20 protein-coding genes and 2 pseudogenes are annotated in these 25,278 nt (G+C 69.4%); 14 read left to right on the top strand and 8 right to left on the bottom strand.

All coding sequences use genetic code 11. The features are described 5' to 3' along the window. Positions 1–47: 47 nt before the first annotated feature. The 5 genes from ACFY3C_RS41940 to ACFY3C_RS41920 all read right to left on the bottom strand — a co-directional run bounded on the left by ACFY3C_RS41940 (position 48) and on the right by ACFY3C_RS41920 (position 6,063). The gene (locus ACFY3C_RS41940) at positions 48–1,550 is read right to left on the bottom strand and encodes a cellulose binding domain-containing protein (protein WP_390774625.1); all 1,503 of its coding nucleotides are present in this window, start codon (positions 1,548–1,550) and stop codon (positions 48–50) included. A 235-nt stretch (positions 1,551–1,785) separates the two neighbouring features. Further along, positions 1,786–3,105, bottom strand: a complete 1,320-nt coding sequence (locus tag ACFY3C_RS41935) for a radical SAM protein (RefSeq protein ID WP_389170434.1) — start codon at positions 3,103–3,105, stop codon at positions 1,786–1,788. A gap of 57 nt (positions 3,106–3,162) precedes the next feature. Continuing rightward, positions 3,163–3,837: a pyridoxamine 5'-phosphate oxidase family protein gene (locus ACFY3C_RS41930; RefSeq protein ID WP_390774624.1), complete on the bottom strand. Its 675-nt coding sequence runs from the start codon at positions 3,835–3,837 to the stop codon at positions 3,163–3,165. Between the two features lie 102 nt (positions 3,838–3,939). Continuing rightward, a complete protein-coding gene (locus tag ACFY3C_RS41925) occupies positions 3,940–5,001 on the bottom strand; it encodes a LacI family DNA-binding transcriptional regulator (protein ID WP_390774623.1) in 1,062 nt (353 codons plus the stop codon). 54 nt (positions 5,002–5,055) lie between these two features. After that, positions 5,056–6,063, bottom strand: coding sequence for a hydroxyacid dehydrogenase (locus tag ACFY3C_RS41920; protein ID WP_390774622.1), 1,008 nt, complete (start codon positions 6,061–6,063; stop codon positions 5,056–5,058). 108 nt (positions 6,064–6,171) lie between these two features. Between ACFY3C_RS41920 and ACFY3C_RS41915 the strand changes: the two genes are divergently transcribed. The 8 genes from ACFY3C_RS41915 (at position 6,172) to ACFY3C_RS41880 (ending at position 18,366) form a co-directional block, all read left to right on the top strand. Further along, positions 6,172–7,422 (top strand): FAD-binding protein, encoded by a 1,251-nt coding sequence (locus tag ACFY3C_RS41915; RefSeq protein WP_390774621.1) that lies wholly within the window; start codon positions 6,172–6,174, stop codon positions 7,420–7,422. A gap of 138 nt (positions 7,423–7,560) precedes the next feature. Continuing rightward, positions 7,561–8,811, top strand: a complete 1,251-nt coding sequence (locus tag ACFY3C_RS41910; RefSeq protein ID WP_386580742.1) for an ROK family transcriptional regulator — start codon at positions 7,561–7,563, stop codon at positions 8,809–8,811. Positions 8,812–8,822: 11 nt separating this feature from the next. Continuing rightward, the gene (locus ACFY3C_RS41905; protein WP_390774620.1) at positions 8,823–10,667 is read left to right on the top strand and encodes a glycoside hydrolase; all 1,845 of its coding nucleotides are present in this window, start codon (positions 8,823–8,825) and stop codon (positions 10,665–10,667) included. Between the two features lie 239 nt (positions 10,668–10,906). Next, a complete protein-coding gene (locus ACFY3C_RS41900; protein ID WP_390774619.1) occupies positions 10,907–12,169 on the top strand; it encodes an ABC transporter substrate-binding protein in 1,263 nt (420 codons plus the stop codon). A gap of 20 nt (positions 12,170–12,189) precedes the next feature. Further along, positions 12,190–13,155, top strand: a complete 966-nt coding sequence (locus tag ACFY3C_RS41895) for a carbohydrate ABC transporter permease (RefSeq protein ID WP_390774618.1) — start codon at positions 12,190–12,192, stop codon at positions 13,153–13,155. Further along, entirely contained in the window at positions 13,152–14,018 is an 867-nt protein-coding gene (locus ACFY3C_RS41890) for a carbohydrate ABC transporter permease (protein ID WP_390774617.1), read from the top strand. Before ACFY3C_RS41895 ends, ACFY3C_RS41890 begins: the two co-directional genes overlap by 4 nt. A gap of 12 nt (positions 14,019–14,030) precedes the next feature. After that, positions 14,031–16,901, top strand: a complete 2,871-nt coding sequence (locus ACFY3C_RS41885; protein ID WP_390774616.1) for a glycoside hydrolase family 2 TIM barrel-domain containing protein — start codon at positions 14,031–14,033, stop codon at positions 16,899–16,901. A 145-nt stretch (positions 16,902–17,046) separates the two neighbouring features. Continuing rightward, positions 17,047–18,366 (top strand): jacalin-like lectin, encoded by a 1,320-nt coding sequence (locus tag ACFY3C_RS41880; protein ID WP_390774670.1) that lies wholly within the window; start codon positions 17,047–17,049, stop codon positions 18,364–18,366. On the opposite strand, the gene ACFY3C_RS41875 is transcribed toward ACFY3C_RS41880, so the two are convergent. Further along, positions 18,359–18,757, bottom strand: a complete 399-nt coding sequence (locus ACFY3C_RS41875; RefSeq protein ID WP_390774615.1) for an ATP-binding protein — start codon at positions 18,755–18,757, stop codon at positions 18,359–18,361. The two genes, ACFY3C_RS41880 and ACFY3C_RS41875, sit on opposite strands and share 8 nt — an antisense overlap. 130 nt (positions 18,758–18,887) lie before the next feature. On the opposite strand from ACFY3C_RS41875, the gene ACFY3C_RS41870 reads away from it, so the two are divergent. From ACFY3C_RS41870 to ACFY3C_RS41860, 3 genes are read left to right on the top strand one after another with little or no spacing between them, the layout of a single operon-like run. Beyond that, the gene (locus tag ACFY3C_RS41870; RefSeq protein ID WP_390774614.1) at positions 18,888–19,718 is read left to right on the top strand and encodes a Scr1 family TA system antitoxin-like transcriptional regulator; all 831 of its coding nucleotides are present in this window, start codon (positions 18,888–18,890) and stop codon (positions 19,716–19,718) included. Further along, positions 19,715–19,906 carry a DUF397 domain-containing protein gene (locus tag ACFY3C_RS41865; protein WP_390774613.1) on the top strand — a complete coding sequence of 64 codons (192 nt, stop codon included), beginning with the start codon at positions 19,715–19,717 and terminating at the stop codon, positions 19,904–19,906. Before ACFY3C_RS41870 ends, ACFY3C_RS41865 begins: the two co-directional genes overlap by 4 nt. Further along, positions 19,903–21,435: a hypothetical protein gene (locus ACFY3C_RS41860; RefSeq protein ID WP_390774612.1), complete on the top strand. Its 1,533-nt coding sequence runs from the start codon at positions 19,903–19,905 to the stop codon at positions 21,433–21,435. The genes ACFY3C_RS41865 and ACFY3C_RS41860 overlap by 4 nt, the downstream gene beginning before the upstream one ends. A gap of 387 nt (positions 21,436–21,822) precedes the next feature. On the opposite strand, the gene ACFY3C_RS41855 is transcribed toward ACFY3C_RS41860, so the two are convergent. Then, on the bottom strand, positions 21,823–22,101 hold the full coding sequence (locus ACFY3C_RS41855; RefSeq protein ID WP_390774672.1) for a hypothetical protein: 279 nt from the start codon (positions 22,099–22,101) through the stop codon (positions 21,823–21,825). Between ACFY3C_RS41855 and ACFY3C_RS41850 the strand changes: the two are divergent. From ACFY3C_RS41850 to ACFY3C_RS41840, 3 genes and pseudogenes are all read left to right on the top strand, one after another. Further along, positions 22,030–22,967 (top strand): annotated as a pseudogene (locus ACFY3C_RS41850) (DUF6192 family protein). The gene ACFY3C_RS41855 and the pseudogene ACFY3C_RS41850 sit on opposite strands and share 72 nt — an antisense overlap. A gap of 2 nt (positions 22,968–22,969) precedes the next feature. Beyond that, the gene (locus ACFY3C_RS41845; protein ID WP_390774611.1) at positions 22,970–23,296 is read left to right on the top strand and encodes a hypothetical protein; all 327 of its coding nucleotides are present in this window, start codon (positions 22,970–22,972) and stop codon (positions 23,294–23,296) included. A gap of 144 nt (positions 23,297–23,440) precedes the next feature. Continuing rightward, positions 23,441–24,277 (top strand): annotated as a pseudogene (locus tag ACFY3C_RS41840) (IS5 family transposase). A 65-nt stretch (positions 24,278–24,342) separates the two neighbouring features. On the opposite strand, the gene ACFY3C_RS41835 reads toward ACFY3C_RS41840, so the two are convergent. Beyond that, entirely contained in the window at positions 24,343–24,852 is a 510-nt protein-coding gene (locus ACFY3C_RS41835) for a hypothetical protein (RefSeq protein ID WP_390774610.1), read from the bottom strand. Between the last annotated feature and the right edge of the window lie 426 nt (positions 24,853–25,278).

Here is a 25,278-nt window from a genome sequence, read left to right as displayed (position 1 = left end):
ACGCATTTGAATTCGGGCACCGGTCGCGGACACGTCGGCACCCGCCGTCAGTTCGTCACGCAGGCCGCCCCGTTGAGCGTGAAGTCGTACGGCGCCCGGTTCTCCCCCTGCCAGGACCCCAGGAACCCGAAGGTCAGGGTCCCGTGCGCGGACACGGACTTGTTGTAGTCGGCGGCGGAGGCGGTGACGCGGGAGCCGTCCTGGTCGACCGTGGCGTCCCACATCTGGCCGACCTGCTGGCCGTCGCGGAAGCGCCAGGCGACCTGCCAGTCGGTGAGGGCCTTGTCGGTGGTGACGGTGACGGTGGCCTGGAAGCCGTCGGTCCACTGGCTGTCCAGGTGGTAGTCGACCCGGCAGCCGGCCGCGGGGGCGGTCGTACGGGTCGGGCGGCCGGCGCTGGTGGTGGCGGCCGAGGTGCCCTGGGGTTCGGGGTCGGGGTTCCTGCGGTCGGACCTGCCCTTGGAGGCGGTCGGGGACGGGGTGGTCGAGGGCGTGCGGGAGGGGGTCGAATCGGTGGCTGTAGCGATTGCGGTGTCGGGGTCGGCGGGGTCGGCGACCGGCTGTCGGTCGTCGCGGGCCGCTGCCGCCCTGTCGTCGCCGGAGCCGCCCGAGCCGTCGAACGGCATCATCGACACGCCGAGGGCCAGGAGCGACAGCAGGACCGCGGCGGCGAGCAGGCCGTTGCGCAGGACGCGGCTGCGACCCTCCTTCTCGTCGGAGTCGCCGCCGTCGGCCTCGGCCGCGCCCGGCCGGCCCACCCCGAGCCGGACCTCGGCGGCGCGGCGCCGGCGCTCCAGATATGCGAGGCCGCCCCAGCCGATGACCCCGCCGGCCAGCGCGGCGGGCAGCCCGCCCCCGTGCAGCCGCAGACAGGCGGCGGCCTCGGCGCACTGGACACAGGTGGCGAGGTGCCGGGAGAGGTCGCCCGGCGTGTCGGCGGCCGGCGAGCGAGTGACCGCGTCCAGCAGGCGGGCGTAGCTGCGGCACTGCGCGTCCATCGGGGTGTCGACGTGCGCGCGGTGACAGCGGTCCCGGAACAGGCCGCGGACCTGGTCGAGTTCCTCGGCGACGGTGGCCGGGTCGAGGCCGAGCCGGCGGGCCACGGTCGGCAGCGGCAGCGCCTCCACCTCGGCGAGCCACAGCAGCGAGGCGTCCGCCTCCTGCATGTCCCTGAGGCCGCGCAGCGCGACCGGACGCTGCAGCGGCGGGCCGGTGTAGCGGGCGGCCTGGCCGGAGTTGAGCCACAGCCTCAGGTCGGGGTCCAGCTTGTGCCCCTCGCCGTCGGCCTCCCAGCTCGCGGCCGTGTTGCGTACGGCGGTCAGCAGCTCCGGGATCGTCGGCAGCCGGCCGGCGCGCCGGCCGGGGCCGCGCGCGGGCACGGTCCCGGCGGCGCGGACCTCGCGCATGCCGAGGGTGAACGCCTCGGTCGCCAGTTGATGTGCCGTCAGGGAGCCGGAGGTGCACAGGTCGGCGTACGAGAGCACCGCGTCCCAGCACTCCGAGAACAGCGCGGCCTCGGTGGCGTCCTGGGGGGTCGGCAGGTCGGGCATGGGACTCCTGCATCCACGTGCGAGGTCAACTCACCATAGAGGAGGTGGAGTTGGGGGGAACCTCGCGGCGGCAGGAGCCTTTCACGTCTTCGCCACAACTGACAAGCGCTGTATTCAAATCCGGTGACGAGGAGGTCGCGTGACGTGACCGCATCCGCGCAGGACCACAACTCCGGCCTCTGGTACGGATGGGGGCGCCGTTCTGCTCACCGCCCCGACGGTTTTTCGGCGCGGATCACACCTCCGCCGGCTCGGCGGCGGGCAGGCTGTCCATGAAGGAGCTCACCGAGAACACCGCGCGGCCGGGTCCGGGCGGGCCGTAGCCGGGGGGCGAGGAGAGGCCGAATTCGTCCATGGTGGCCCGGTAGGCCTCCAGGAGCCGGATGTGGTACTCCAGCGGCGCGCCCTGCGGGTTGGCCTTGCCGAGCGGGGTGGTGGGCTCCGGGCACCAGGTGGTGAAGCGGGGCGTGATGCCCTGCGACATGAAGAAGCGCAGCCCCTCGGTGGTGGAGTCGATCGCCTCGTCGACCGTCGTGAAGCCGAACGGCTCGGCCATCTCCACACCGGCCACGAAGTTGGGGATCACGTTGCGCGCGCCGAAGATCTCCGCCGAGTCCAGGATCCGCTTGTGCCACTCGTCCCGGCCGACGTAGCGCTCCTTGCCGGGGCAGTACAGCTCGAACAGCCGGCGGTCCCACACCTCGAAGTTGGGGTGGTAGATCTGCACGCCGTAGTCCTTGAACCGCTGCACGTCGTCGCGCGGCAGAGCCTGGGCCACGACCTTGCCGATCCAGCGCCCGGGGAAGCGCTCCTCGATGGCCTTGGCGTACTGCCCGTAGAAGTCGGCCTCGTCCCGGCCGGCGACCGTCTTGGTGATCGCACCGCCGGTGAGGGTGTAGGCGGTCGACGCCTTCTGGGTGTCGTACCGGTCGATGATCTCAAGGGCTTCGAGCACCTCCTCGACGTCCTTGACCCCGGTGTACGGCCGCCCGGCCGCCTTGTGCTGGCGCCAGTTGTGGTTGATGTCGCAGTACTGGCACTCCTCCTTGGCGCCGAAGTACTGGCAGACCCGGAAGACGGTGAGGTAGATCAGGTAGCCCCACTGGATGGTCGGGGCGACCTCCATGACGGACTTCCCGTTGGACAGGGTGTGCCGGTAGTACTCGGGCATCGGCGGCACACCGACGTCGGCGATCCGCTTCCCGTCCAGGTACAGCCCGAGCAGCCCCTCGTCGTCGGCGGCGACCCGGTACGGCGAGGCCGGGTTCACCCGTACGGAGACCACCGTGCGGCGCAGGTCGTACGGGCCGCCGGTGAGGATGATCTCCTCCGGGGGCCGGCGCAGCGCGGCCTCGCCCAGCTCGGGCAGGGTGCCATGGTCGAACGAAAAGATGAAGTACGACTTCGGCTTGACTTCCCCACCCTCGTTGTCGCTCAGGGCGGACGGGTCGAAGGCGACGCCACCCCGAAGCAGGTCCTCCTTGAAGACGGCCTCCCGCGGTACATGCGGGAACCTCTCCATCAGATCCTCGACCAGCGCGGTGCGACTGCCCATCCGTCATCTCCTCCCGGCTCAGGCGTTCGCCCCTCACCGTATGCCCCTGCCTCCGGGTCAGCCGTGGCGGGTCCCCGCACGGCGCGCGACGTGTCCCGGTACGGCGGTGCCGGACGGCAGCGCCGGGTCGGCGACGGGCTCGCCCCAGACGGAGGTGAGCGGCAGGACCCCGGCCCACAGACCGAGTTCCGCGTCGGGCCCGTCGCCGTCGTCGGGAGCGCCGCTCCGTATCTTGACGGAGGCCTCTTCGAGGGAGAGTGCGAGGAGGGTGGTGGCGGCGAGTTCCTTCCGGTTCGGCCGCCGGGCGTACGACCACTGCCCCGGCGTCGCGTGCTCGGTGAGCCGGCGCAGCCCCTCCAGCTTCTCCTCGGGGTCGGTGACCTTGCGGGCGGTGCCGTGGATCATGGCGCTGCGGTAGTTCACCCCGTGCTCGAAGACGGACCGGGCGAGCACGAGCCCGTCGATGTGCGTGACGGTCACACAGACCGGGAGATCACCGGCCAGACTGCGACTGGCCACGGACCCGTGGAGGTACAGCTCCCGCTCGTCCCGCCCGTACACGGTCGGCACGACCAGCGGCCGCCCCTCCACCACCACACCCAGATGACAGACGAAACCAGCGTCCAGAATCGCCTCCAGCTCGGCCCGCTCCAGGCTGCCCTGGTCGCGGAGGCGGCGGTGGCGGGTGAGGTCGGTTTCGGGGAGCCGGGGAGGCAGCGGTGTCGGAGCCATGGATCGCACGTTACCGATATCGCATATCTAAGGCTAGATATATTTCGATTCCATCACTCAACAGGAGGTGAACAACGAAATCCGCAGTGGTGACTGTCGCGGTCAGCCGCCCCGACGGGTCGAGTCCCGCAACACCACATGCGTCCCCAGCACCAGATGCTGGCTGTCGGGCAGTTCCGCGCGGTGCAGGGCCAGGCGGACGGCGGCGCGGCCCAGTTCTTCCTGGGGGACGTGGACCGTGGTGAGGGCGGGGTGGACGTCGCGGGTGACCGGGATGTCGTCGTAGCCCGCCACCGCCACGTCGTCCGGGATACGGCGGCCCGCCTCGCGCAGGGCCTGGATCACACCGGTGGCGATCATGTCGGTGGCGGCGAAGATCGCGGTGAACTCCTGTCCGGAAGCGAGGAGTTCGCGGGTGGACTGGTAGCCGTAGGAGCGGGAGAAGGTGCCGTCGACGATCAGCCGGGGGTCGGGGGTGAGGCCGAGGAGTTCATGGGCCCGGGTGAAGCCGCTGATCCGCTGGGCGCTGGTGGACAGGCCGGGGACCCGGCCGAGGTAGGCGATGCGGCGGTGGCCGGCGGAGAGCAGGTGGGTGGTGAGGGCGAAGGCGCCGCCCTCGTTGTCGTAGTCGACGACCGTGGCGGGCACTCCGGGACCGAGCGGCGGGCGGCCGACCAGGACCAGCCGGGATCCGGCCCGGTCCAGGGCGTGGGCGAAGTGGGTCATGCGGTCCTGGTAGGCCTTGTCCTCCCAGGCGCCGCCCACCACGATCACCGCGTCGGCGCGCTGCTCGCGCATGGTCTCGACGACGGCGAGGATGCGCTTCGGGTCGCCGTGCGTGGTGCACAGCATGCACAGCCGGCCCTCCGCCGAGGCCTGCTCCTCCACCCCGCGGGCGATGTGCGCGTAGAAGGGGCCGGTGACGTCGTCCACCACGAAGGCGACCGTGTTGTTGGTGGCGCCGCCGAGCGCCCGCGCGTGCGCGTTGACCACGTAGTCCAGCTCGCGCATCGCCTTGAGCACCTTGGCGCGGGTCGCCGCGGCCACCGGATAGGTGCCGCCCAGCACCCGCGAGACGGTCGACGCGGACACCCCGGCCCGCGCGGCGACGTCCCGCACGGTCGAGGCGTCCCCGTTCGATGCGGGCTGTGTCCGCTTGACCACCGCTCGGCCCCCCTTCCTCGCGTCTTCAGGTCACCTTACGAGGCGGGCGCCCCGTCACGCCGCCCGCTCCAGCGCGGTGTGGTCGATGGCGTAGGCCAACTCGCCCCCGGACAGCAGTCGTTCGGCCTCCTCCACGACGGTCAGGCCGAGCCGGGCCAGTTCGTTGCCCTGGGAGCCCGCGAGATGCGGGGTGACGAAGGCGTTGGGCAGGTCGAAGAGGGGCGAGTCGGCGGGCAGCGGCTCGGGGTCGGTGACGTCGAGGACGGCGTTCAGGCGTCCGGTGCGCAGTTCCCCGATCAGTGCGTCGTGGTCGACGAGGGCGCCGCGCGCGGTGTTGATGAGCACCGATCCGGTGGGCATCAGGGCCAGTTCCCGGGGGCCGACCAGGTGCCGGGTCTCGGGGGTCTGCGGGGCGTGCAGGGTGACGATGTCCGAGGTGCGCAGCAGGTCGTCGAGGGGCAGCAGGGGTACGCCGAGCCGCGCGGCCTCGGCCGCGTCCACGTACGGGTCGGCGAGGCTGACGTGGAGGTCGTAGGGCCGGAGCAGTTCGATGAGGCGGCGGCCGATGCGCGAGGCGCCGACCACGCCCACCCGGCGGCCGTGGTTGCCGATGCCGGGGACGATGTCGCCGTAGGGGAAGGTGCGGCGTGCGCGCAGCAGGTCCCGGAAGGCGAAGACGTCCTTCCCGGCGAGCAGGATCATCGCGAGGGTGTACTCGGCGACGGGCAGCGCGTTGGCGGCGGCCGCCGAGGAGACGACGATGCCGCGCCGCCAGACCTCGGGGGTGGTGAACCCCTTGACCGAGCCGGCCGCGTGCAGCACCGCGCGCAGCTTGGGGGCGGCGTCCAGGGCGGCCGCGTCGAGGCGGGGGCAGCCCCAGCCGGTGACGAGGACCTCGGTGCGGGCGAGGGTCTCCCGGACCCGTGGCTCGGTGAAGTCGTGCGCCACCAGAGTGGGATCGATTTCTACGCAGGCGCGTAGCCGCGCGAGCACCTCCGGCGGAAAGATGTGCGGCACGTTCTGGGTGGTCATGGCGAACAGTGCCTGGGGACGCTCGGGCAAGGAAGTGACCTTCCGGCTCGGTGACGCACGGATAGCAACCGGTCTCTACGGTAGGTCGCCGCGAATGAGAGGGTCAATGGACACGCACTCACCCGGAGGGACGACAGGATGACGGGAACGGCCGGCACGGTGACCAACTGGGCGCGCAACATCACCTATACGGCGAAGGAGTTCCACCGCCCGCGCTCGCTCGACGCGCTCCGGACCCTGGTGGCCGGGAGCCCGAAGGTGCGGGTGCTGGGCAGCGGCCACTCCTTCAACGAGATCGCCGACCCGGGCGCCGGCGGCGTCCTGCTGTCGATCGCCGACCTGCCACCGGTGATCGAGGTGGACCGGGCCCGTACGGTACGGGTCTCGGGCGGTGTCCGGTACGCCGAGCTGGCCCGCACGGTCCACGCCCACGGCCTCGCGCTGCCCAACATGGCCTCCCTGCCGCACATTTCGGTGGCCGGCTCGGTGGCGACCGGCACCCATGGCTCGGGCGTGGGCAACGGACCGCTCGCGGCGGCGGTCCGGGAGGTGGAGCTGGTGACCGCGGACGGCTCGACGGTGTCGATCGCGCGGGGGGACGCCCGCTTCGACGGTGCCGTGACCTCCCTCGGCGCGCTCGGTGTGGTCACCGCGCTCACGCTCGACCTGGAGCCGTCGTACGAGGTGGAGCAGTACGTGTTCACCGAACTGCCGCTGGCGGGGCTGGACTTCGGGGCGGTGGCGGGGGCGGCGTACAGCGTGAGTCTGTTCACCGACTGGCGGGAGCCGGGCTTCAGGCAGGTGTGGGTCAAGCGCCGCACCGATCAGGCGCCGGTGGACTTCCCGTGGGCCGTGCCCGCGACCGAGGCAATGCATCCGGTACCGGGGATGCCCGCGGGCAACTGCACCGAGCAGTTCGGGGTGCCGGGTCCGTGGCACGAGCGGCTGCCGCACTTCCGGGCGGAGTTCACCCCGAGCAGCGGTCACGAGCTGCAGTCGGAGTATCTGCTGCCGCGATCGGCCGCCGTGGATGCGCTGGCCGCGATCGACGGCATGAGGTCGACGGTCGCCGCTGTCCTGCAGACCTGCGAGGTGCGTACGGTCGCCGCCGACCCGCAGTGGCTCAGCCCGGCCCACGGCCGCGACTCGGTGGCCCTGCACTTCACCTGGGTCGAGGACACGGCGGCCGTGCTGCCGGTGGTCCGTCGGCTGGAGGCGGCGCTGGACCCGTTCGACCCGCGCCCGCACTGGGGGAAGGTCTTCACCATGCCGGCGACCGTGGTCGGCCGACGGTATGAGCACCTGGTCGACTTCCGTACCCTGGCCCAAGCCCTGGACCCCACCGGCAAGTTCACCAACGCCTTCGTCCGGGACGTCCTGGCAGACTGACGGACAGCCACGGACGGCAGACTTTCTCCACCCCCTTTCCTAACCCCTTGTCGAAAGCCCCTCCCAGCCCATAGCCTGACGCCGCGCCGGTGCCGACCTCGCCCCGGCCTGGTCCGACGGGATGGGAGGGGCAGCTCCGTGAAGCGCACATCACGGGACATCCGCACCGCGAACCGCTACGAGGTGCTGCGCCAGATCATCGCCGAGTCTCCCACCTCCCGGCAGGAACTGGCCGCGGCCACCGGACTGAGCCTCGCCACGGTCGCCACGCTCGTCGGCGAGCTGCTGGACCTGCGCATGATCACCGAGGTCGGTTTCGAGGACTCCGCCGGCGGCCGCCCCCGGGGCCTGGTCGCCGTCAACGCGTCGGGGGGCGCGTTGATCGGCGTCGACATCGCGGAGACCTACGTCCATGTCGAGCTGTTCGACCTGGCGCTGAACGTGCTGGCCCGCGCCGACGAGGACATGCGGCCCGGCGAGAGCCGTCCCGAGCAGGTGGTCGGCCATGTCGCCGCCGCCGTCGGTTCGGTGGTCGCCCAGGCCGGGGTCGAGGCGGCCCGGGTGCTCGGCGTCGGGGTGAGCGTGCCGGGCCAGGTGGACCGGGACACCGGCATCGCCGAGTACGCGCCCAACTGGAACTGGCACGACGTCCCGTTGCTCGACCTGCTCGCCGAACACATCGCCTATCCCCTGTACCTGGACAACCCGCTGCGCGCCTGCGCGGTGGCCGAGCTGTGGTTCGGGGCCGCGCGGGGCCGCGGGGACGCCGTGGTGGTCAATCTCGGCACGGGCGTCGGCGCCGGACTCGCGCTCGGCGGCGGGCTGCATCGGGGCGTGAGCAACAGCGCCGGCGAGTGGGGGCACACCACGCTCGTGCTGGACGGGCGGCTGTGCCACTGCGGCAACCACGGCTGCGTGGAGACGTACGTCGGCGCGCCCGGCATCATGCAGAACCTGCGCGAACTCAGCCCGCAGTCCACGCTGTTGCACCCCGAGGACCAGACGGCCACCATCGACGCGCTGGCCCGGGCGGTCGCCGCGGACGACCCGGTGGCGCTCAAGGTGGTCCGGGACACCGCCCGTTACCTGGGCGCCGGGATCTCCGATCTGATCAACCTCCTCAACCCCGAAGTGGTCGTGCTCAGCAGCTGGGTGGCGTCCCGGCTGGGCGAGCCGCTGCTCGACGAGGTACGCGCGGCCGTCGCCCGGCACGCGCTGCGGCGGCCGCTGGCCGCCACCGAGATCGTCCTCTCCCCGATCCCCACCGACCCGGTGTCCCTGGGCGCGGCCACGTTCGCGCTGGAGGGGGCCCTGCAGTCCGTCGGGCAGAGGACCGGCACGAAGCGCACCACCGCACCCGCAAGGAGCCGTACCGCACCGCCTTCATGACGACGGAAGGGATGCACGTGTCTCACCCCCGCACCAGGAGATCTCTCCTCCTCGCAGCCTCCGCCGCACTGGCTGTCACGGGAGCCCTGCTCACCTCCCCACCCGCGACCGCCGCCGACTCCCCCGCCCCCGCCGAGGTCTCCCCGCACGCCGCCCAGACCATCGACGACTTCGGTGCCTCGGGTGCCTGGTGGGTCAACGACCTCAAGAACTTCGACCCCAAGGTCCAGGCCCGGGTCGCCGAGCTGCTGTTCTCGCGGCAGGGCCTGGACCTGAGCGCGTACCGCTACAACATCGGCGGAGGCGGAACCGGCGTGACGTACGCGCCGCGTGCCCCCGAGGACTTCCTGACCTCCGACGGCGGTTACGACTGGAGCAAGGACAGGGCGGGCCGGTACTTCCTGTACGCGGCCGCCAAGTACGGCGTGAAGGACCTGATCGGGTTCGTCAACAGCGCTCCCGCCGCCTGGACGACGAACGGCAAGAGCTGCGGCGGTTATCTCAAGGCCGAGAACGAGCAGGACTTCGCCGAGTACATAGCCGACGTCACCGACCACTTCGCCCGGCAAGGCGTCCGGCTCGACTACATCAGCCCCTTCAACGAGCCGGACAACAGCTTCGCCGACTGCGGCCAGGAGGGCATGCCGGTGCCGGTCGACCAGCGCGACGACATCGTGCGCGCACTGGGCGCCGAGCAGCGGGCACGCCACCAGAAGACCGGCATCATCGCGGACGAGTCCAGCAAGACGACTCAGTTCAACTCCGAGCTGCCACAGTGGATCTCGCAGCCGGACACCGCCCAGTACGTGTCCAAACTGGCCCACCACACGTACGACAACCCGTCGGACGCGGACCGGGCGAAGATCTACGAGACCTCCAAGGCGGCCGGAAAGCAGTCCTGGTCGACGGAGATCTGCTGCTTCGGCAAGGGCGGTACGGGTTGGGCGCAGGAGTACGACCCGACGATCGACGGCGGGCTGAACCTGTCGCGGATCATCTACAAGGACTTCGCGACCGCCCATGACTCGGCGTTCCAGTGGTGGGTGGCCCTGTCGGAGATGATCGGCAGCGACCCGCTGGCGAAGAACGACGACGGCTGGAACGACGGCCTGATCTACTACGACCCGAACTACGCCACGAACGGCAACCAGAGCCTGTACTTCACCAAGCGCTACTACGCGCTGGGCCAGTACAGCAAGTTCGTGCAGCCGGGCTCGGTCGCGCACAACGTGACCGGGGCGCCGGACGGCGTGGAGGTGTCGGCCTACGACCGGGACGGACAGTGGGTCGTCGTGGTGAACAACCACAACACCACAGCCACCCCCCTGAACCTGCACTTCAACAGCGCGACGCCGGTCCGGGCCACCCAGGCCGTGCGCACCTCGGCCGACGAGAACTGGGCCAAGGTTGCGAAGCCGGCCGTCCGCGGTGGTACGGCCACGGCGACGCTCGCGGCCCGCTCGATCACGACGTACGTCTTCGACCAGCGGGGTCACGGCAGTTCGGCGCTGACCGGGGCGCTGGTGGGCGAGCAGTCGGGCAAGTGCCTGACCGCCGACGCCACGGGTGCGGCGCTCGCCACCTGCGCGGGCTCGGCCGGGCAGTCGTGGTCGTACGACGCGGACGGCACGCTCAAGGGTGCCAACGGCTATCTGACGGCCGGGAGTTCGGGGCTGACATCGTCCGCCGCGACCGGTGACGGCACCCAGCGCTGGCTGCTGAACTCCAACGGCCAGATCGTCAACGAGGCCTCGGGCAAGTGTCTGGACGTCAGCGGGCAGGCGACCGCCGACGGCAGCAAGGTGATCCTCTACAGCTGCAACGGCGGTACCAACGAGGCCTGGACCAGGCAGTAGTCCGCGCCACCCCGTGACCGAGGGCCGCCGGCCACATCCCTGACCCGGCGGCCCTCATCTCCCTTTCCCTGAAGTCCTGTTCGGAATTCCGAACCGGACACAACGCTTCGAACAGACTTCGTCCAACCCCTTGCCGAAGCCTTAGCCGAAGGTTAACGTCCCCGCACCGCAAGGCAATTCGAGCCAACTGGCTTTCAAGTGCAGAGCCGCGGCAGCACTCGACAGACAAGGACGTCAGCATGTCGGCACTGAGCAGCAACTGGGACCGCCGATCGATATTCCGGGCCGCAGCGGGCCTGGCCGCCGCCGGCACGCTCGCCGCGTGCGGCGGCAACAACGGCCGTGGCGGCGGCTCCGGTTCGGGCAAGAACCTCGTCCAGTACTTCCACGCGTACGGCGAGGCCGGCACCGAGCAGGCCATCAAGCGCTATGCCAAGGCGTACTCGAAGGCCGACGTGACCACGCAGTGGATCACCGGCTCCAACTTCGAGAGCAAGCTGTTCGCGTCGCTGCTCACCGACCAGGCGCCGGACCTGTTCGAGTTCCACCCGCAGATCCAGCTCGTCAAGAGCGGGCAGGTGGCGGACCTGACCGACCTCATCGACCCGGTCAAGGACGACTTCAACCAGGCCGACATCAAGTCGCACACGGTCGACGGCAAGATCTACGGCGTCCGGATGATCGACGACCCGCAGTTCTTCTTCTACCGCAAGTCCCTGCTGGAGAAGGCGGGCATCCAGCCGCCCACCACCCTGGACGAGCTGATCGAGGCGGCCGCCAAGCTGACCACGAGCAAGGTCAAGGGCCTCTTCCTCGGCAACGACCTGCACGCGGTGATCAACCCGCTGATCTGGTCGGCCGGCGCGGACACCCTCGACGACAAGAACCAGATCGCCTACCACACGGACGGCGTGGTCGAGGGTCTGAAGAAGATGCGAAGGCTCTTCACCAGCGGTGACCTCCTGCTCGACGCCCCGGCCGACTTCTGGGACCCCTCCGCGCTCAACCAGGGCCTGTGCGCCATCCAGTTCTGCGGCATGTGGGCCATGCCGCAGTTCCAGCAGACCCTCGGCGACGACCTCGGCATCATGCCGTTCCCGAAGGTCACCGACGCGGGCAAGCCCTCGGTCTACAACGGCGGCTGGTCGATGTTCGTCAACGCCAAGGGCAAGAACGTCGACGCGGCCAAGGAGTACGTGAAGTGGCTGTGGATCGACCAGAAGAAGTACCAGGAGGACTGGGCGACCTCGTACGGCTTCCACATCCCGCCGCGCACCTCCATCGCGCAGTCGGCGAGCAAGCTGAAGTCGGGCCTGCCGGCCGAGGGCGTGAAGCTCTTCGACGAGTACGGGCACTTCGACAACATCGGCTGGACCCAGGCGATGATCACCGCCACGGAGAACGTCTTCGCCGACTGCGTCCGCAAGGGCGGTGACCCTCAGGCCGCGCTCGACACGTGCGACAAGACGGTGAACGCCGAACTGAAGAAGCTGTTCGGATAGGCCGCCGGGCGGACCACGACATGTCGACGACCACCACGCGCGGTCTCGCGAGCCCCGCCCCGGCCGAGGTCACCAAGCCCCGGCCGCGGCGGGGGCTGCGCGCCGGCCGCACCTTCAACTTCTGGCTCTTCACCAGCCCGTTCCTGATCGGGCTGATCGTCTTCGTCTACATCCCCATCCTCTGGAGCCTCTACCTCAGCTTCTTCGAGGCCCGCTTCACCGTCACGCCCAGCGACTTCGTCGGTCTGGACAACTACCGGGACATCTTCTCGGACACCCAGTTCACCGGCTCGCTGGTCACCTTCACCGTCTTCGCCGCGTTCATCGTGCCCACCACCTGGGCGGTCTCCCTGGGCCTCGCCCTGCTGGTGAACCGTCTGAGGATCATGCGGGCGTTCTACCGTTCGGTGTTCTTCCTGCCGACGGCGTGCAGCTATGTCGCGGCCTCGCTGATCTGGAAGATGTCCCTCTTCAACGGGGTGCGCTTCGGCCTGGCGAACACCGTCGTCGGCTGGTTCGGCGTGGACAACGTCGCCTGGCTCGCCAACCCCGACCCGCCCTGGTACTGGCTGGTCATCGTCACCGCCCGGCTGTGGCTGCAGTCCGGCTTCTACATGATCCTGTTCCTGGCCGCTCTGCAGAACATCCCGCAGGAGCTGTACGAGGCCGCGGCCATCGACGGCGCGAGGCCCGGCTGGCAGACCTTCCGGTACATCACGCTGCCGCAGCTGCGGGCCACGTCCACGGCCGTGATCCTGCTGCTGCTCGTCGCCGCCTACCAGGCCTTCGACGAGTTCTTCAACCTGCTGTCCAAGACGACCTGGGGCCGCCCGCCGCTCGTCGACCTGTACTACACCGCCCTCGGCCAGGACCAGAACTACGGCAAGGGCAGCGCCGGCGCCATGGTGCTGACCGTGCTGATCTGCGTCGTCACCCTGTTCCAGGGCAGGATCATGGGATTCGGAAGGGGTGACGAGTCCAGGTGACCACCACCGTGCCCGAGACCCGCAAGCGCGCCAGGCGCGGCGGCGTGATGAGCTCCACCGGCCTCTACATCGCCACCAGCGTCGCCGCGCTCCTCTTCCTCGTCCCCTTCTACCTGCTGGTCCGCAACGCCCTGTCCACGGACCCGGAGATCACCGGCGAGAACTGGAAGTTCTTCCCCACCCACCTCCAGTGGGGCAACATCACCGAGCCGTTCGACGACCCCACGGTCGACTTCGGCCAGTCGATGTGGAACTCGCTGGTCGTCGGCATCCTGCACACGGTCGGCACGCTGCTCGTGTGCTCCCTCGCGGGCTACGCCCTGGCCCGCATCCCCTACCGGCACGCCAACAAGATCTTCTACGGCGTCCTGGTGACCCTCATGGTCCCCACGGCCGTCACCTTCGTCCCGAGCTTCGTCCTCGTGTCGTCCCTCGGCTGGGTCGACAGCTACCGCGGCCTCATCATCCCGGGCCTCTTCAGCGGTTTCACCTGCTTCCTGTTCCGGCAGTACTTCCTCGGGTTCCCGAAGGAGCTGGAGGAGGCGGCGCGCGTGGACGGGCTCGGCTACTGGGGCGCTTACTGGCGTGTCGTGGTGCCGAACTCGCTGAACTTCTTCGCCGCGATCGCCACGATCACCTTCATCAACGGCTGGAACTCGTTCCTGTGGCCGCTGGTCATCGGCCAGGACCCGAGCGCCTGGACGGTCCAGGTCGCGCTGTCGTCGTACATGACCAACCAGACCGTCAACTACCACCTGATCTTCATGGCGACCGCCATTTCCATCCTGCCCCTGCTGTTCGTCTTCCTCTTCCTCCAGCGCTGGCTGGTCCAGGGAATCGCGCAGACCGGCATCAAGGGCTGAGCTAGGAGACCGATGTCCTTCCGCACCACCACCGAGTACGTCGAGGATGTCTCGCCGGGATCCGGGGCGCTGCCGCCCCGGGCCTGGTACGCGTCCTCGGACGCCACGTCCCTCTCGCTGAACGGCAGCTGGCGCTTCAGACTGTCGGACACGGCCGACGCCGAGGACGACTCCTTCGCGCAGGACGGGTACGACGCCGGTGGCTGGGCGGAGGTGTCGGTCCCCGGCCACTGGGTCCTCCAGGGGCACGGCTTCCCCATCTACACCAACCACCTCTACCCGTTCCCGGTCGACCCGCCCCGCGTCCCGACCGAGAACCCGACCGGCGACCATCTGCGCGTCTTCGACCTGCCGGCCCACTGGCCGGCCGACGGCGGTGCCGTCCTGCGCTTCGACGGTGTGGAGTCCTGTGCCCGGATCTGGCTGAACGGCACGGACATCGGCGAGTTCAAGGGCTCCCGGCTGCCGCACGAGTTCGCGGTCGGCCATCTGCTTAAGGCCGAGGGCAACGTCCTGGCGGTCCGCGTCCACCAGTGGTCGGCCGGCTCCTATCTGGAGGACCAGGACCAGTGGTGGCTGCCCGGCATCTTCCGTGACGTCACGCTGCTGCACCGCCCGGCGGGCAGCGCCCTCGACTTCTTCGTGCACGCCTCCTACGACCACGTGACGGGCACCGGCACGCTGCGCGTCGACTCCGACGTGGACGGCCGGGTGACCGTCCCCGGCCTCGGCATCGACACCGCGACCGGCGAGCCGGTGACGGTGCCGGTCGAACCGTGGACGGCGGAGCGTCCGCAGTTGTACGACGGCGTGCTGGCCACCGAGGGCGAGCGGGTGCCACTGCGCATCGGCTTCCGCACGGTGGAACTGTCGGACGGCTTGATCAAGGTCAACGGCAGGGCGGTGCTCTTCAAGGGTGTCAACCGGCACGAGTGGCACCCGGAGAAGGGGCGCGCGCTCGACCTGGAGACCATGCGGGAGGACGTGCTGCTGATGAAGCGGCACAACATCAACGCCGTCCGCACCTCCCACTACCCGCCGCACCCGGCCTTCCTCGACCTGTGCGACGAGCTGGGCCTGTGGGTGATCGACGAGTGCGACCTGGAGACCCACGGCTTCACCGAGCAGTCCTGGCGGGACAACCCCGTCGACGACGACCGCTGGACCCCGGCGCTGCTCGACCGCGCCGCCCGCATGGTCGAGCGGGACAAGAACCACCCGTCGGTCCTCATCTGGTCCCTCGGCAACGAGGCCGGCACCGGCCGCGGACTGACCGCCATGGCCGAGTGGATCCACAGCCGGGACTCCTCGCGGCTCGTGCACTACGAGGGCGATATCAACTGCCGTGACACGGACATGTACTCGCGGATGTACGCCGACCACGCCGAGGTCGAGGGGATCGGCCGCGGGCTCGACGGCGGCACCCACAAGCGCCGCGAACTCCCCTTCATCCTCTGCGAGTACGCCCACGCCATGGGCAACGGCCCCGGCGGACTCGCCGACTACCAGCGATTCTTCGAGTCGTACGACCGGCTCCAGGGCGGCTTCGTCTGGGAGTGGATCGACCACGGCATCAAGGACGAGCGGTACGGCTACGCGTACGGCGGCGACTTCGGCGAGGAGCTGCACGACGGCAACTTCGTCTGCGACGGCCTGCTGTTCCCGGACCGGCAGCCCTCACCCGGCCTGGTCGAGTTCAAGAAGGTGATCGAGCCGGTCGCCGTCGAGGGCGACGGCAGCGGCGGCACCGTCCGCGTCACCAACAAGTACGACTTCGCCGACCTGTCCGCGCTGGCCTTCACGTGGTCGTACCAGGTGGAGGGCGAGACGGTCGGCTCCGGCGCGCTGACGGTGCCCGCGCTGGCGCCCGGCGAGTCGGCCGAGGTGAAGCTGCCCGAGCCGCCGGCCGGCGCCCCCGCGGGCGAGGCCCACTGGACGGTACGGGCGGTGCTCGCCGCCGACACCCCCTGGGCGCCCCGGGACCATGTCGTCGCCTGGGGGCAGTTCGCCGTGTCCGCGCGCCAGACACCGGCGGTCGCGGCGACGGACGGTCCGGTGCTCGGGGACGGCCTGATCACCCTCGGCCCGGCCTCCTTCGACGCCCGCACCGGCGCGCTGCGCACCGTCGGCGGGGTGGCCGTCACCGGGCTGCGCCTGGACGTGTGGCGGGCGACGACCGACAACGACGACGGCGCGGCCTGGCAGACGGGCATCCGCCACGGCCTGCTGTGGCGCAGTCTCGGCCTGCACCGTATGCGGCACCGCCTCGACGCGGTGGAGCTGGGCGACGACGCGCTGACGGTCCGCACCCGGGTGGCGCCCGCGGCCCGGGAGATCGGGCTGTCGACCGTGTACCGCTGGACGTCGGACGGAACCCGTCTGCGGCTGACCGTGTCCGTGACACCGGAGGGCGACTGGACCGTGCCGCTGCCCCGGCTCGGCATCCGCTTCGGACTGTCCGCGGCCGACCGTGTGCGGTGGTACGGCGGCGGCCCCGGTGAGGCGTACTCGGACAGCAGGACGGCGTCCGCGGTCGGCCGCTGGGAGTCGACCGTGGACGACCTGCAGACGCCGTACGTCCGTCCGCAGGAGAACGGCGCCCGGGCCGACGTCCGCTGGGCGGAGATCGGCGGCCTGCGCGTAGAGGGCGACCCGGAGTTCTACTTCACCGCCCGCCGCTGGACCACCGAGCAGCTGGACGCGGCGGCCCACCGAACCGACCTCACCCCTGACGACGCGGTCTGGATCAACCTCGACCACGGCCAGCACGGCCTCGGCTCCCAGTCCTGCGGCCCCGGCCCGCTGCCCCAGTACTACCTGCGTGCCGAGCCCGCGGAGTTCTCGTTCATCCTCTCCGAGACGCCCTCCTCGGAGACCGATTGACCGACAGGGTCCCGACGCACCCGTTGCCGGCCGGCGCCTGTTCGCCCGGCCGGCCACGGGTGCGTCACACATTAATGTTGAACAGTCTTCTCAACTATCCTTCAAAATCCAACATCTTGGCATGAACATGTTCCCCATGCGACCCATGAGACGACTCCTCACCGCCCTCGCGGCCGGCGCCCTGACCTTCGCCGGACTCACCGCCTCCAACGGCACCGCCCAGGCCGCGACCACCACCGGCACGTTCAACGTGCTCACGTACAACGTGGCCGGCCTCCCGGAGGGCCTCAGCTCCAGCCATCCGGCCACCAACACCCCGCTGATCTCACCGCGGTTGGTGGGCTACGACATCGTGAACGTCCAGGAGGACTTCAACTACCACGCGGCGCTTTACGCGGGCGACAACCACCCGTACCGCACGGCCACCAGCGGCGGCGCCGGCATCGGAGACGGCCTCAACACCCTCTCGAAGTACCCGTTCGAGGACTTCGAGCGGGTCAAGTGGAACGACTGCACCGGCACCAACTGCCTGACCCCGAAGGGCTTCACGCTGGCCCGGGTGCGTCTGGCCGAGGGTGTCTTCGTCGACCTGTACGACCTGCACCCCAACGCCGACGACACCGACGACGCCCTCGCCGCCCGCCGCGCCAACATCGCCCAGGTGTCGGCGTTCATCAAGGCCAACTCGGCGGGCAACGCGGTGATCGTCATGGGCGACACCAACACCCGCTACACCCGCGCCGGTGACAACATCCGCACGCTCGTCGACGACAACGGCCTGACCGACGCGTGGGTGCAGCAGGTCTTGGGCGGTACGGCACCCACGCAGGGCGCCGACCCGCTGCTGTGCCCGACGTCGGCTCCGCCGAACGACTGCGAGGTGGTCGACAAGGTCCTCTATCGCGGCAGCAACCTGGTCTCCCTGAACGCGACCCGCTACAACGACGAGTGGGCCAAGTTCCTGGACTCCAGCGGCGGCAACCTCTCCGACCACTTCCCGCACACCGTCGACTTCTCCTACGCCCTCAACCCCAAGCTCCGCGCGAGCGACTTCTTCGGCGGCCCGCACGGCACGGCCTTCAACGACGCCGACGGCCTCCCGGCCGCCCTCGCCCCGCGCACGCTGACCCTGCGCGGCGCCGCCCGCCTGGACGCGGTCTCCCTCACCCACGACGGCGGCGCCGTCCTCGGCCACGGCGGCACGGGCGGTACGGCGACCTCCCTGACCCTGGCCTCCGGTGAGCACCTCACCTCGGTGAAGCTGACGGAGGGCCAGAAGGACGGCCGTACCCGGATCTTCTCGGCCGCCTTCGGCACCGACAAGGGACGCACCCTGTCCGTCGGTACGGCCACCACGGACACCGCCACCTTCACCGCGCCGTCCGGCTGGCAGATCGTCGGCTTCACCGGCCGCTCCGGCGACGAGATCGACAAACTGGGAGTGCTGTACGCGCCGATCAGCTGAGCAGGACGTCCGCCCAGACCGCCTTGTACACGCCGTCCGGGCGGACTTCCACACCCCACTTCTCCGCCAGCGCCTCCACAATCAGCAGCCCGCGCCCGCCCTCGTCCGGCTCCCCCTGCGCCCGCATGGGGAGCCGTGCCACGCGCGCGTCCAGCACCTCCACGCGCACGACCTCCCCGTCCAGCAACAGCCGTACGCGGAAGCCGCGCCCCCGGACCCGACCGTGTCGTACGGCGTTCGCGGCGAGTTCGGCGGCGATGAGGGTGACGGTGTCGCTCACCTCGCTTCCGTGTGCGAACCCCCATACATTCATCCGGTTCGCCACCAGTTGCCGCGCCTGCCGGGCACCGTGCGATGTCGCGCTGAAGAGCTGGGTGAACGTACGTTGCATGCCCCAACCGTCCCGCCGGGCACGGGAGTCGACCAGCGACAGAACTCGTACGCTGCGCACTGTACGAGTTCACGCTCTGGACAGTCATCGTGACTTTCCGTGACCCTTGGTCGATATGAGTGACAGCACCATGAGCATCGAGCAGGCCACCAACGAGCCCGAACCGTCCGACAGCCTGAAGGCGTTCGGCGCGGCACACAAGGCCTTTCGCAAGCGGGCGGGTTACACGCAGGAGCAGTACGCACCGCTGGTCGGGTACCAGCCGGCGACCATCGCTTCCATCGAGCAGGGGCGGCGGTTTCCGCCCCGGGCGTTCGTCGAGCGGGCGGAGAAAGTCCTGGACGCGTTCGGTGTGCTGAGGGAGGTGTACAAGCACGCGACCAGGGAGAAGGGGCTGGCCTCGTGGTTCCGGCAGTGGGCGGAGCTGGAGGCGCAGGCGATCAGTCTGTACACGTTCGAGAACCGGTTGGTGCCGGGGTTGTTGCAGACGGAGGCGTATGGGCGCGCGATCTTCAGCGAGCGAGTCCCAATGCTCAGTGACTCAGAAATCGAGGCTCAGATCACGGCGCGGCTGGCACGTCAGTCGCTGCTGAGGGAGCGCCCCAACACAGCGTTCAGTTTCGTCATCGAGGAGCACGTGATCCTGCGGCAGACCGGCGGCCCAGAGTCCATGCGCGAACAGATCGAACACATCCTGGAGGCGACGGAACCACGAAACGTGGAGATCCAGATGTTGCCGATGTCCCGCGGCGCTCACGCCAGCATGGATGGCCCGATCCGGCTACTGGAGACGCCGGACACCGAGTGGTTCGCGTACTGCGAGGGACAGGAGAACAGCCAGTTCATCACCGACGCGAAGAAGATCAGCGCGCTCCACATGCGGTATGGGAAACTTCGCTCACAGGCTCTAACTCCGGAGGATTCCCGGAGCCTGTTGGAGCGGATGCGAGGAGCGCTATGAGCATAACCGAACTGGTCTGGTTCAAAAGCAGCTACAGCGGCGACGACTCCGGCCAATGCATCGAAGTCGCCACCTGCCCCACCACCATCCACGTCCGCGACTCCAAGAACACCACCGGCCCCCAGCTCGCCCTCGCCCCGGCCTCCTGGACGGAGTTCGTGGCGTTCGCCGCCCGCAACCGCGGGTGAGGTCGGAGCCTTTCAACCGCCGGGTGCGTCTGGCCGTCGAAGTGCGCGACGACCGTGACGAACTGGAGTTGGCGGAGAGCGTGTTCGCCGCTCAGGGATGGCGGGTGCGCCCGGCGCGGGACGGCGACGCGGTCGGCGCGGACGACGGATACTCCGCGCTGATCGTCGAAGTCCCGCTCCGCGGCTCCCGCTTGACCGCCAGGTCGATGGCCTGCGAGCAGGTGACGACACTCGCCGCCCGGCGGAAGCTGGACGTCTGGGTACGCGAGGCCAAGCTCGTACGCCCCAAGCCCGCCGAGCCGAACACGACGTACCACGTCCATCACAAGGTGCCGGACGGCGTGAGCCCCGCTCTGCGGTGGCTCGCCGAGCACTGGATAGCCGTGGGCGGGTGGGACCTGCGACACACCCTGCACCTACGCGGCGAGCACACCGAGGAGCAACGGGACCAGGCACTCGCGGAGTTGGGGCAACGCAACATAGGGGGCGCGCCCTTCGACCCCGACGTGCACGACATCCGCAAGTCGATCGGGCCTCGGGGACGCTACCAGTCGGCCGATCCGCGTCGTAAGGCGATCATGAGCGCGGTCATCGGCGCGGTCGTCATCGTCAGCCTCGCGTGCGGAATGGTCCTCGGCGCCTTCGCGACCCCATGGCGGCTCCTGGCGTTGGCGTGGCCGCTGGGTACATGCTGGCCGGTGGGCACGTGGGTGTCCGCGAACGAGCCACGCCCGTGGCTCGTCCGGCTGGCGATCGGCGTAACTCTGGTCTGGTGCCTGACCGCCTTCGGGTTCCTCTGGGCGGACTCCCAACCGGCGGGGCTGTCCAAGCAGTTCGCCGGAGTCCTCCTCACCCTCCTCATGGGCTTTACGATCTTCGGCCTGTGGTATGCCCTGAGTGAGTCCTGGTTCAGCCGCAACATGCAGTGGTTCCTGCCGGTCCTGGCCGCACCGCTGCCGTTCGTCCTGCCGTGGGTCGGTTCGTTCCTGCACGCCATGTACCTGGAGGACTTCTTCGGGATCCCGGCCGACACGGTGCACGTGGCCTTCTACTGGCAGTACGTCGTGGCATTCCGGCCGCTGGCCACGGCCGCGGGATGCGGGCTGGTCCTCGTCGCACTGGCCGGCTGGGCCCGGCACTTCAACGTACAGACGGGCGTCGGCGGGCTGGTCCGCTGGACCGTACCCCTGATGGTGCTGGTCATGGTTCTCACCGTGGCGTCCGGCGCACTGAACGGCGTGGAGAGGGCCGCCGACCGGACGATGGACGCCGCCGCCGAAGGCCGTCGCGCGCCCGCCTACTTCGGTATCCAGGGCGACCTCGTCTGCATCGAACCACTCAACCCGAAGATCCCCGTCATCAACGGTCCCGTGCCCACGACCCACCCCGTTCTCTCCTTCCAGGCGAGCGGCGACACCGTCTGGCTCTGGGACCCGGATCCGGCCCGGGGCAAGGACACCTCCCGCCACGCCCTTCGACTGAGGGCGGAGGACGTGGCACTGGTCTCCGCCCACGGCAAGCACTGCTGAAGTGCCTGTTTGCGATCCCGGATTCTGAGTAGCCTGGGCGCCGTAGCCTGGTTGGGTGTCCGGGGACGCCGGGCGTCGGTGCCCGGCTGCGATGAGCGGTTGCGGCCGGGGGCGCGGTCCGACGCTCTGTAACTGCTCGACAGCGTGTCGCTCCAGGCAGTGGCGGGTTGACCGTCGGCTGAAGCGGCGCCTGGCGGCCGTGCAGCGGGGCGAGGGCGAGCGGGAGTGCCCGGAGTGCGGGGCCCGCTGGGTGGCCGGGGTCGACCGGCGCTCGGACGCCGTCTACTGCGGCGGGAAGTGCCGGACCCGGGCTTGGAGGCGGCGGGCGAAGCGTTCAGCGAACCGTCACAGTGACGGCAGCGGGAACGGCTGGAGCAGTCAACTCACTCAGTTTACGGCCAATTGCGGTCGGTTGTTGATGATCTCGCGTGTCGCGCTGGACGGTGTGGTCGTGCTGGCCGAGTCCCGACACGGCGCGAAGGAGTCCGTGCCCCGGCCCGCGGGGGTGGTGCCTGCCATGCCCGGCACCAACGTGAAGATCGACAATGTGACGCGGGAGCGGTACGACGAGATGTCGCCGAGCTGCGGGCCGAGATGCGGGAGGATCACCGGATCCAGTTCGTCGTCGGGGACCGCGCCCTGGAAGTGGCCCCGTTGGGGCCGCACGGCGGGTCCATGCCGAACGGGGACGATGACCTGTACTCCGTCACGGAGTCGCTGCACCTGCTGTCGGAGGACACCGGCATCCCCTACGGCACGATCGAGCGGCACCGCTGGACGGCCTCCCGGTTCCCGGCCGGCCACCGCAACCCGGACGTCTCGCACTCCATCCACGGCACCCTGGCCAGCATCCCCGACGACGAAGAACGCTTCGCCGCGCTGGACAACCCGCCAGAGGACAGGCACGGCCGGAAGCGGTGGACACCGGATGCGGCCAAGCGCCGGGTGGGCCAGCAGGTGACCAAGCCGGAGACGCCGCAGGAGAAGGTGCGGGCGATCCACCGCCTGGCCCGTGACGAAGAGGTCGCCGCCCAGGTGACCACCGACTTCCTGCGCCGACCGGCGGTGGCCTCCCAGGTGAAGGCGGAGGACAAGGTGCGGGTGGTGGAGGAGTTCACCCGGGACGACGACGTCGCCACCGAGGTCACCACGAACATCCTGCGCCGTCCCACGGTCGCGCGGCGGGCCATGGCCGACGACACCACCCGGTTCCTCGTCAACGAGGCCCAGCACCACAACGACGAGGAGACCAGGGAGGACTTCCGCCGCAACTCGCCGATCGGCCGCACCGTCCGCCGTATCGACACTCGATCGAGTTCATCGACCTGATCGGGGCCTTCCACGCGTTCGTCGCCACGGCCGGACGGGTCGTCCCGCGCCTGCGGGACCGCCAGCTGTCGGACGAAGAACGTGCTGTCGTGCACGAGAACGTGGGCAGGGTGAAGGCGACGCTGGAGTGGGTGGAGCAGGCCGTGGACACCGGCCAGGTGGACCTGGACGCCGAGCTAGAGCGGCTGATCAGGGGCCAGTAGCCGTGCCCCGCAAAGCCAAGCGCCGCAAGAGCCGGCCGCGGCGGAAGGGCGATGCGGCCCGTTCCCACGCCGACCGCATCCGCAAGGTGCTCTTCGAGGCCCAGGGCGTCGGGCTGACGCTGCCGCAGCTGATGAGAGCCACCGAGCTGACCCAGAGCCAGGTCCGTGCCGGACTGGCGATGCTGCGCGACCAGGCCGCGGAGAAGGGCTGGCCACCGACCGTCTGGACACTGACCGACGGCTACCGCTCCAGCGGCGATCCCGAGGTGCTGCGCAGTACGAGATCGCGGAGATCCACGAAAAGCTCGTCGAGGTGCGCCGGCTCATGACCGGCACCGTTGCCCCGCATGCGGCCTTGCACCCCAAGGACAAGTGGATCGCCTACGTGGTCACCCAGCTCGCGGCCGTCGAATCGACGCTCGACCTGCTGGCCGCCGCCTGAAACCCTTCGTGATCGAACTCAAGGTGAATCCGTGCGCCGACGCACCTACCCCTCCGACACCACCGTGGCCGAGTGGGCCCTGCTCGACCCCCTGCTGCCCATCCCGGCCTGCCGGACCCCGCAGGGCGGCCGGCCGGAGAAGTGGCTGCGGCGGGACATCGTGGACGCCATCCGTTACCTGGTCGATTCGGGCTGCAAATACCGTGCTCTGCCGCGCGACTTCCCGCCGTGACGGACGGTCTACGGCTTCCTGGCGAAGTGGGCGGCCGCCGGCGTCCTGAACGTCATCCGCGACCAGCTGCGCCGGAAGATCCGCCAAGGCATGGGCCGGGCCCCGCACGCGGTTGCGATCGTCATCGACTCCCAGTCCGTGAAGGCTGCGGAGACCGTGGGCAGGGACAGCCGCGGCTACGACGCGGGACAAAAGATCAACGGGAGGAAGAGACACCTGGTCGTGGACACGAAGGGGCTGCCGCTGCTGGTCATGGTCACCCCCGCCGACATCCAGGGCCGGGACGCGGCACGTGAGGTCCTTTTCCGGCTCCGGCTCATGCACCCCGAACTCACGGCGGCCTGGGCGAACTCCGCTTACGCCGGCCAGCTCGTCGACTGGGCGAGGGGATTCCTGGCCCTCACCGTTCGCACGGTGTCCCGGCCGAAGGACGCGACCGGGTTCGTCGTCCTCCCACGACGTTGGGTGGTGGAGCGCAGCCTCGGCTGGATCATGCACGCCCGCCGGCTGGTCCGCGACTACGAGCGGCTCCTGCAGCACAGTGAGGCCCTGATCACCTGGGCAGCGATCACACTGATGACCCGTCGCCTCACACATCAGCCGGCGCAGCCCTGGTATCGCGCAGCCGCCCTGTAGGAGCGAAAGGCGGCATGACACACCTGACGTCACATCGCCATCTGAACTGGTCTGTTCCAGCGGCCTTAACCAGCGGGTTTGAACAAGCCGCCTATAAGCTTCTTGATGAGTTCTGTTGCAGCCTGGTCCAGCAGAGATCCCGCTTTGCTCAAGATGTCTCCACCCACGTTATTCGCCGACCAGATCGACCAGCGCATTCCGTCGTTGTGGAAGACTAGGTGCAGTGATACGGAGGACGACCACCATGACCCCCTGGGGCCCATCTCGACGGTGAAGATCTCATTGCGGCCGTCGTCGAACCCACGCAGGTTGTCCAGGCTTGACCAGCTAGCTGGTCCGACGACAAAGTCCACCCCTCCTTCGGGGCCCTGGACGCGTAGACGCCCCCAGTCGGCCCACGGGATGAAGAAGTGGTCGAACCGCAGAACTTCCCCGCTGTTGATCGGAATTTCTTCGTCCCTGCCGTAACTCTGGCCCCGTTCACGGCAGTAGGGCCTCCACGTGCCATCGTTCTGGAGGAGGGTGAAGCTGTAGTCGCTGAGGTTGAACACCTTTTCGAGCCATACGGTCGCCATTAGAACACCTCCGGCGGCTGATGCCGCCTATTGCTTCTCGCGCCGATGGTTAGCTTCCACTATCCAAGAAGAAGTGCATAGCGTTGCGCCTCAATCGATAGGCCGGGTTCCATTTGATCCGTGCGCAATGACCTTTCGATCTGTCAGGAGCGTTGTGAGTAAACTCTTTAGCCGGGTGGATTAGAAGTAGCGCAAGGGATGTAAGGCGAAAGGGTGTCACCTCAGGCGAACCCCCTCGCGTTACGAGCGGCGTTCGGAGCTCGATCACAGCCCGTCAGTGAGCAAGTCGCTCCACTGTCCGGCTCGTTACTCGCAGGTTCGGAAACAAGTACTCAAAGAGTGTTTTGTCCTGGCGAGGTTGTTTGGTGGCGCTTCGAAGGGCGAGTGGGTCTGCGACTGCTGGGGCGAGAGTGGTCAATGCGGCCT

Source organism: Streptomyces sp. NPDC001410 (assembly GCF_042895235.1).
Lineage (GTDB): Bacteria > Actinomycetota > Actinomycetes > Streptomycetales > Streptomycetaceae > Streptomyces.
Note: the sequence above shows the minus strand (reverse complement) of the source record. Positions and strands in the feature narration are given on the sequence as shown.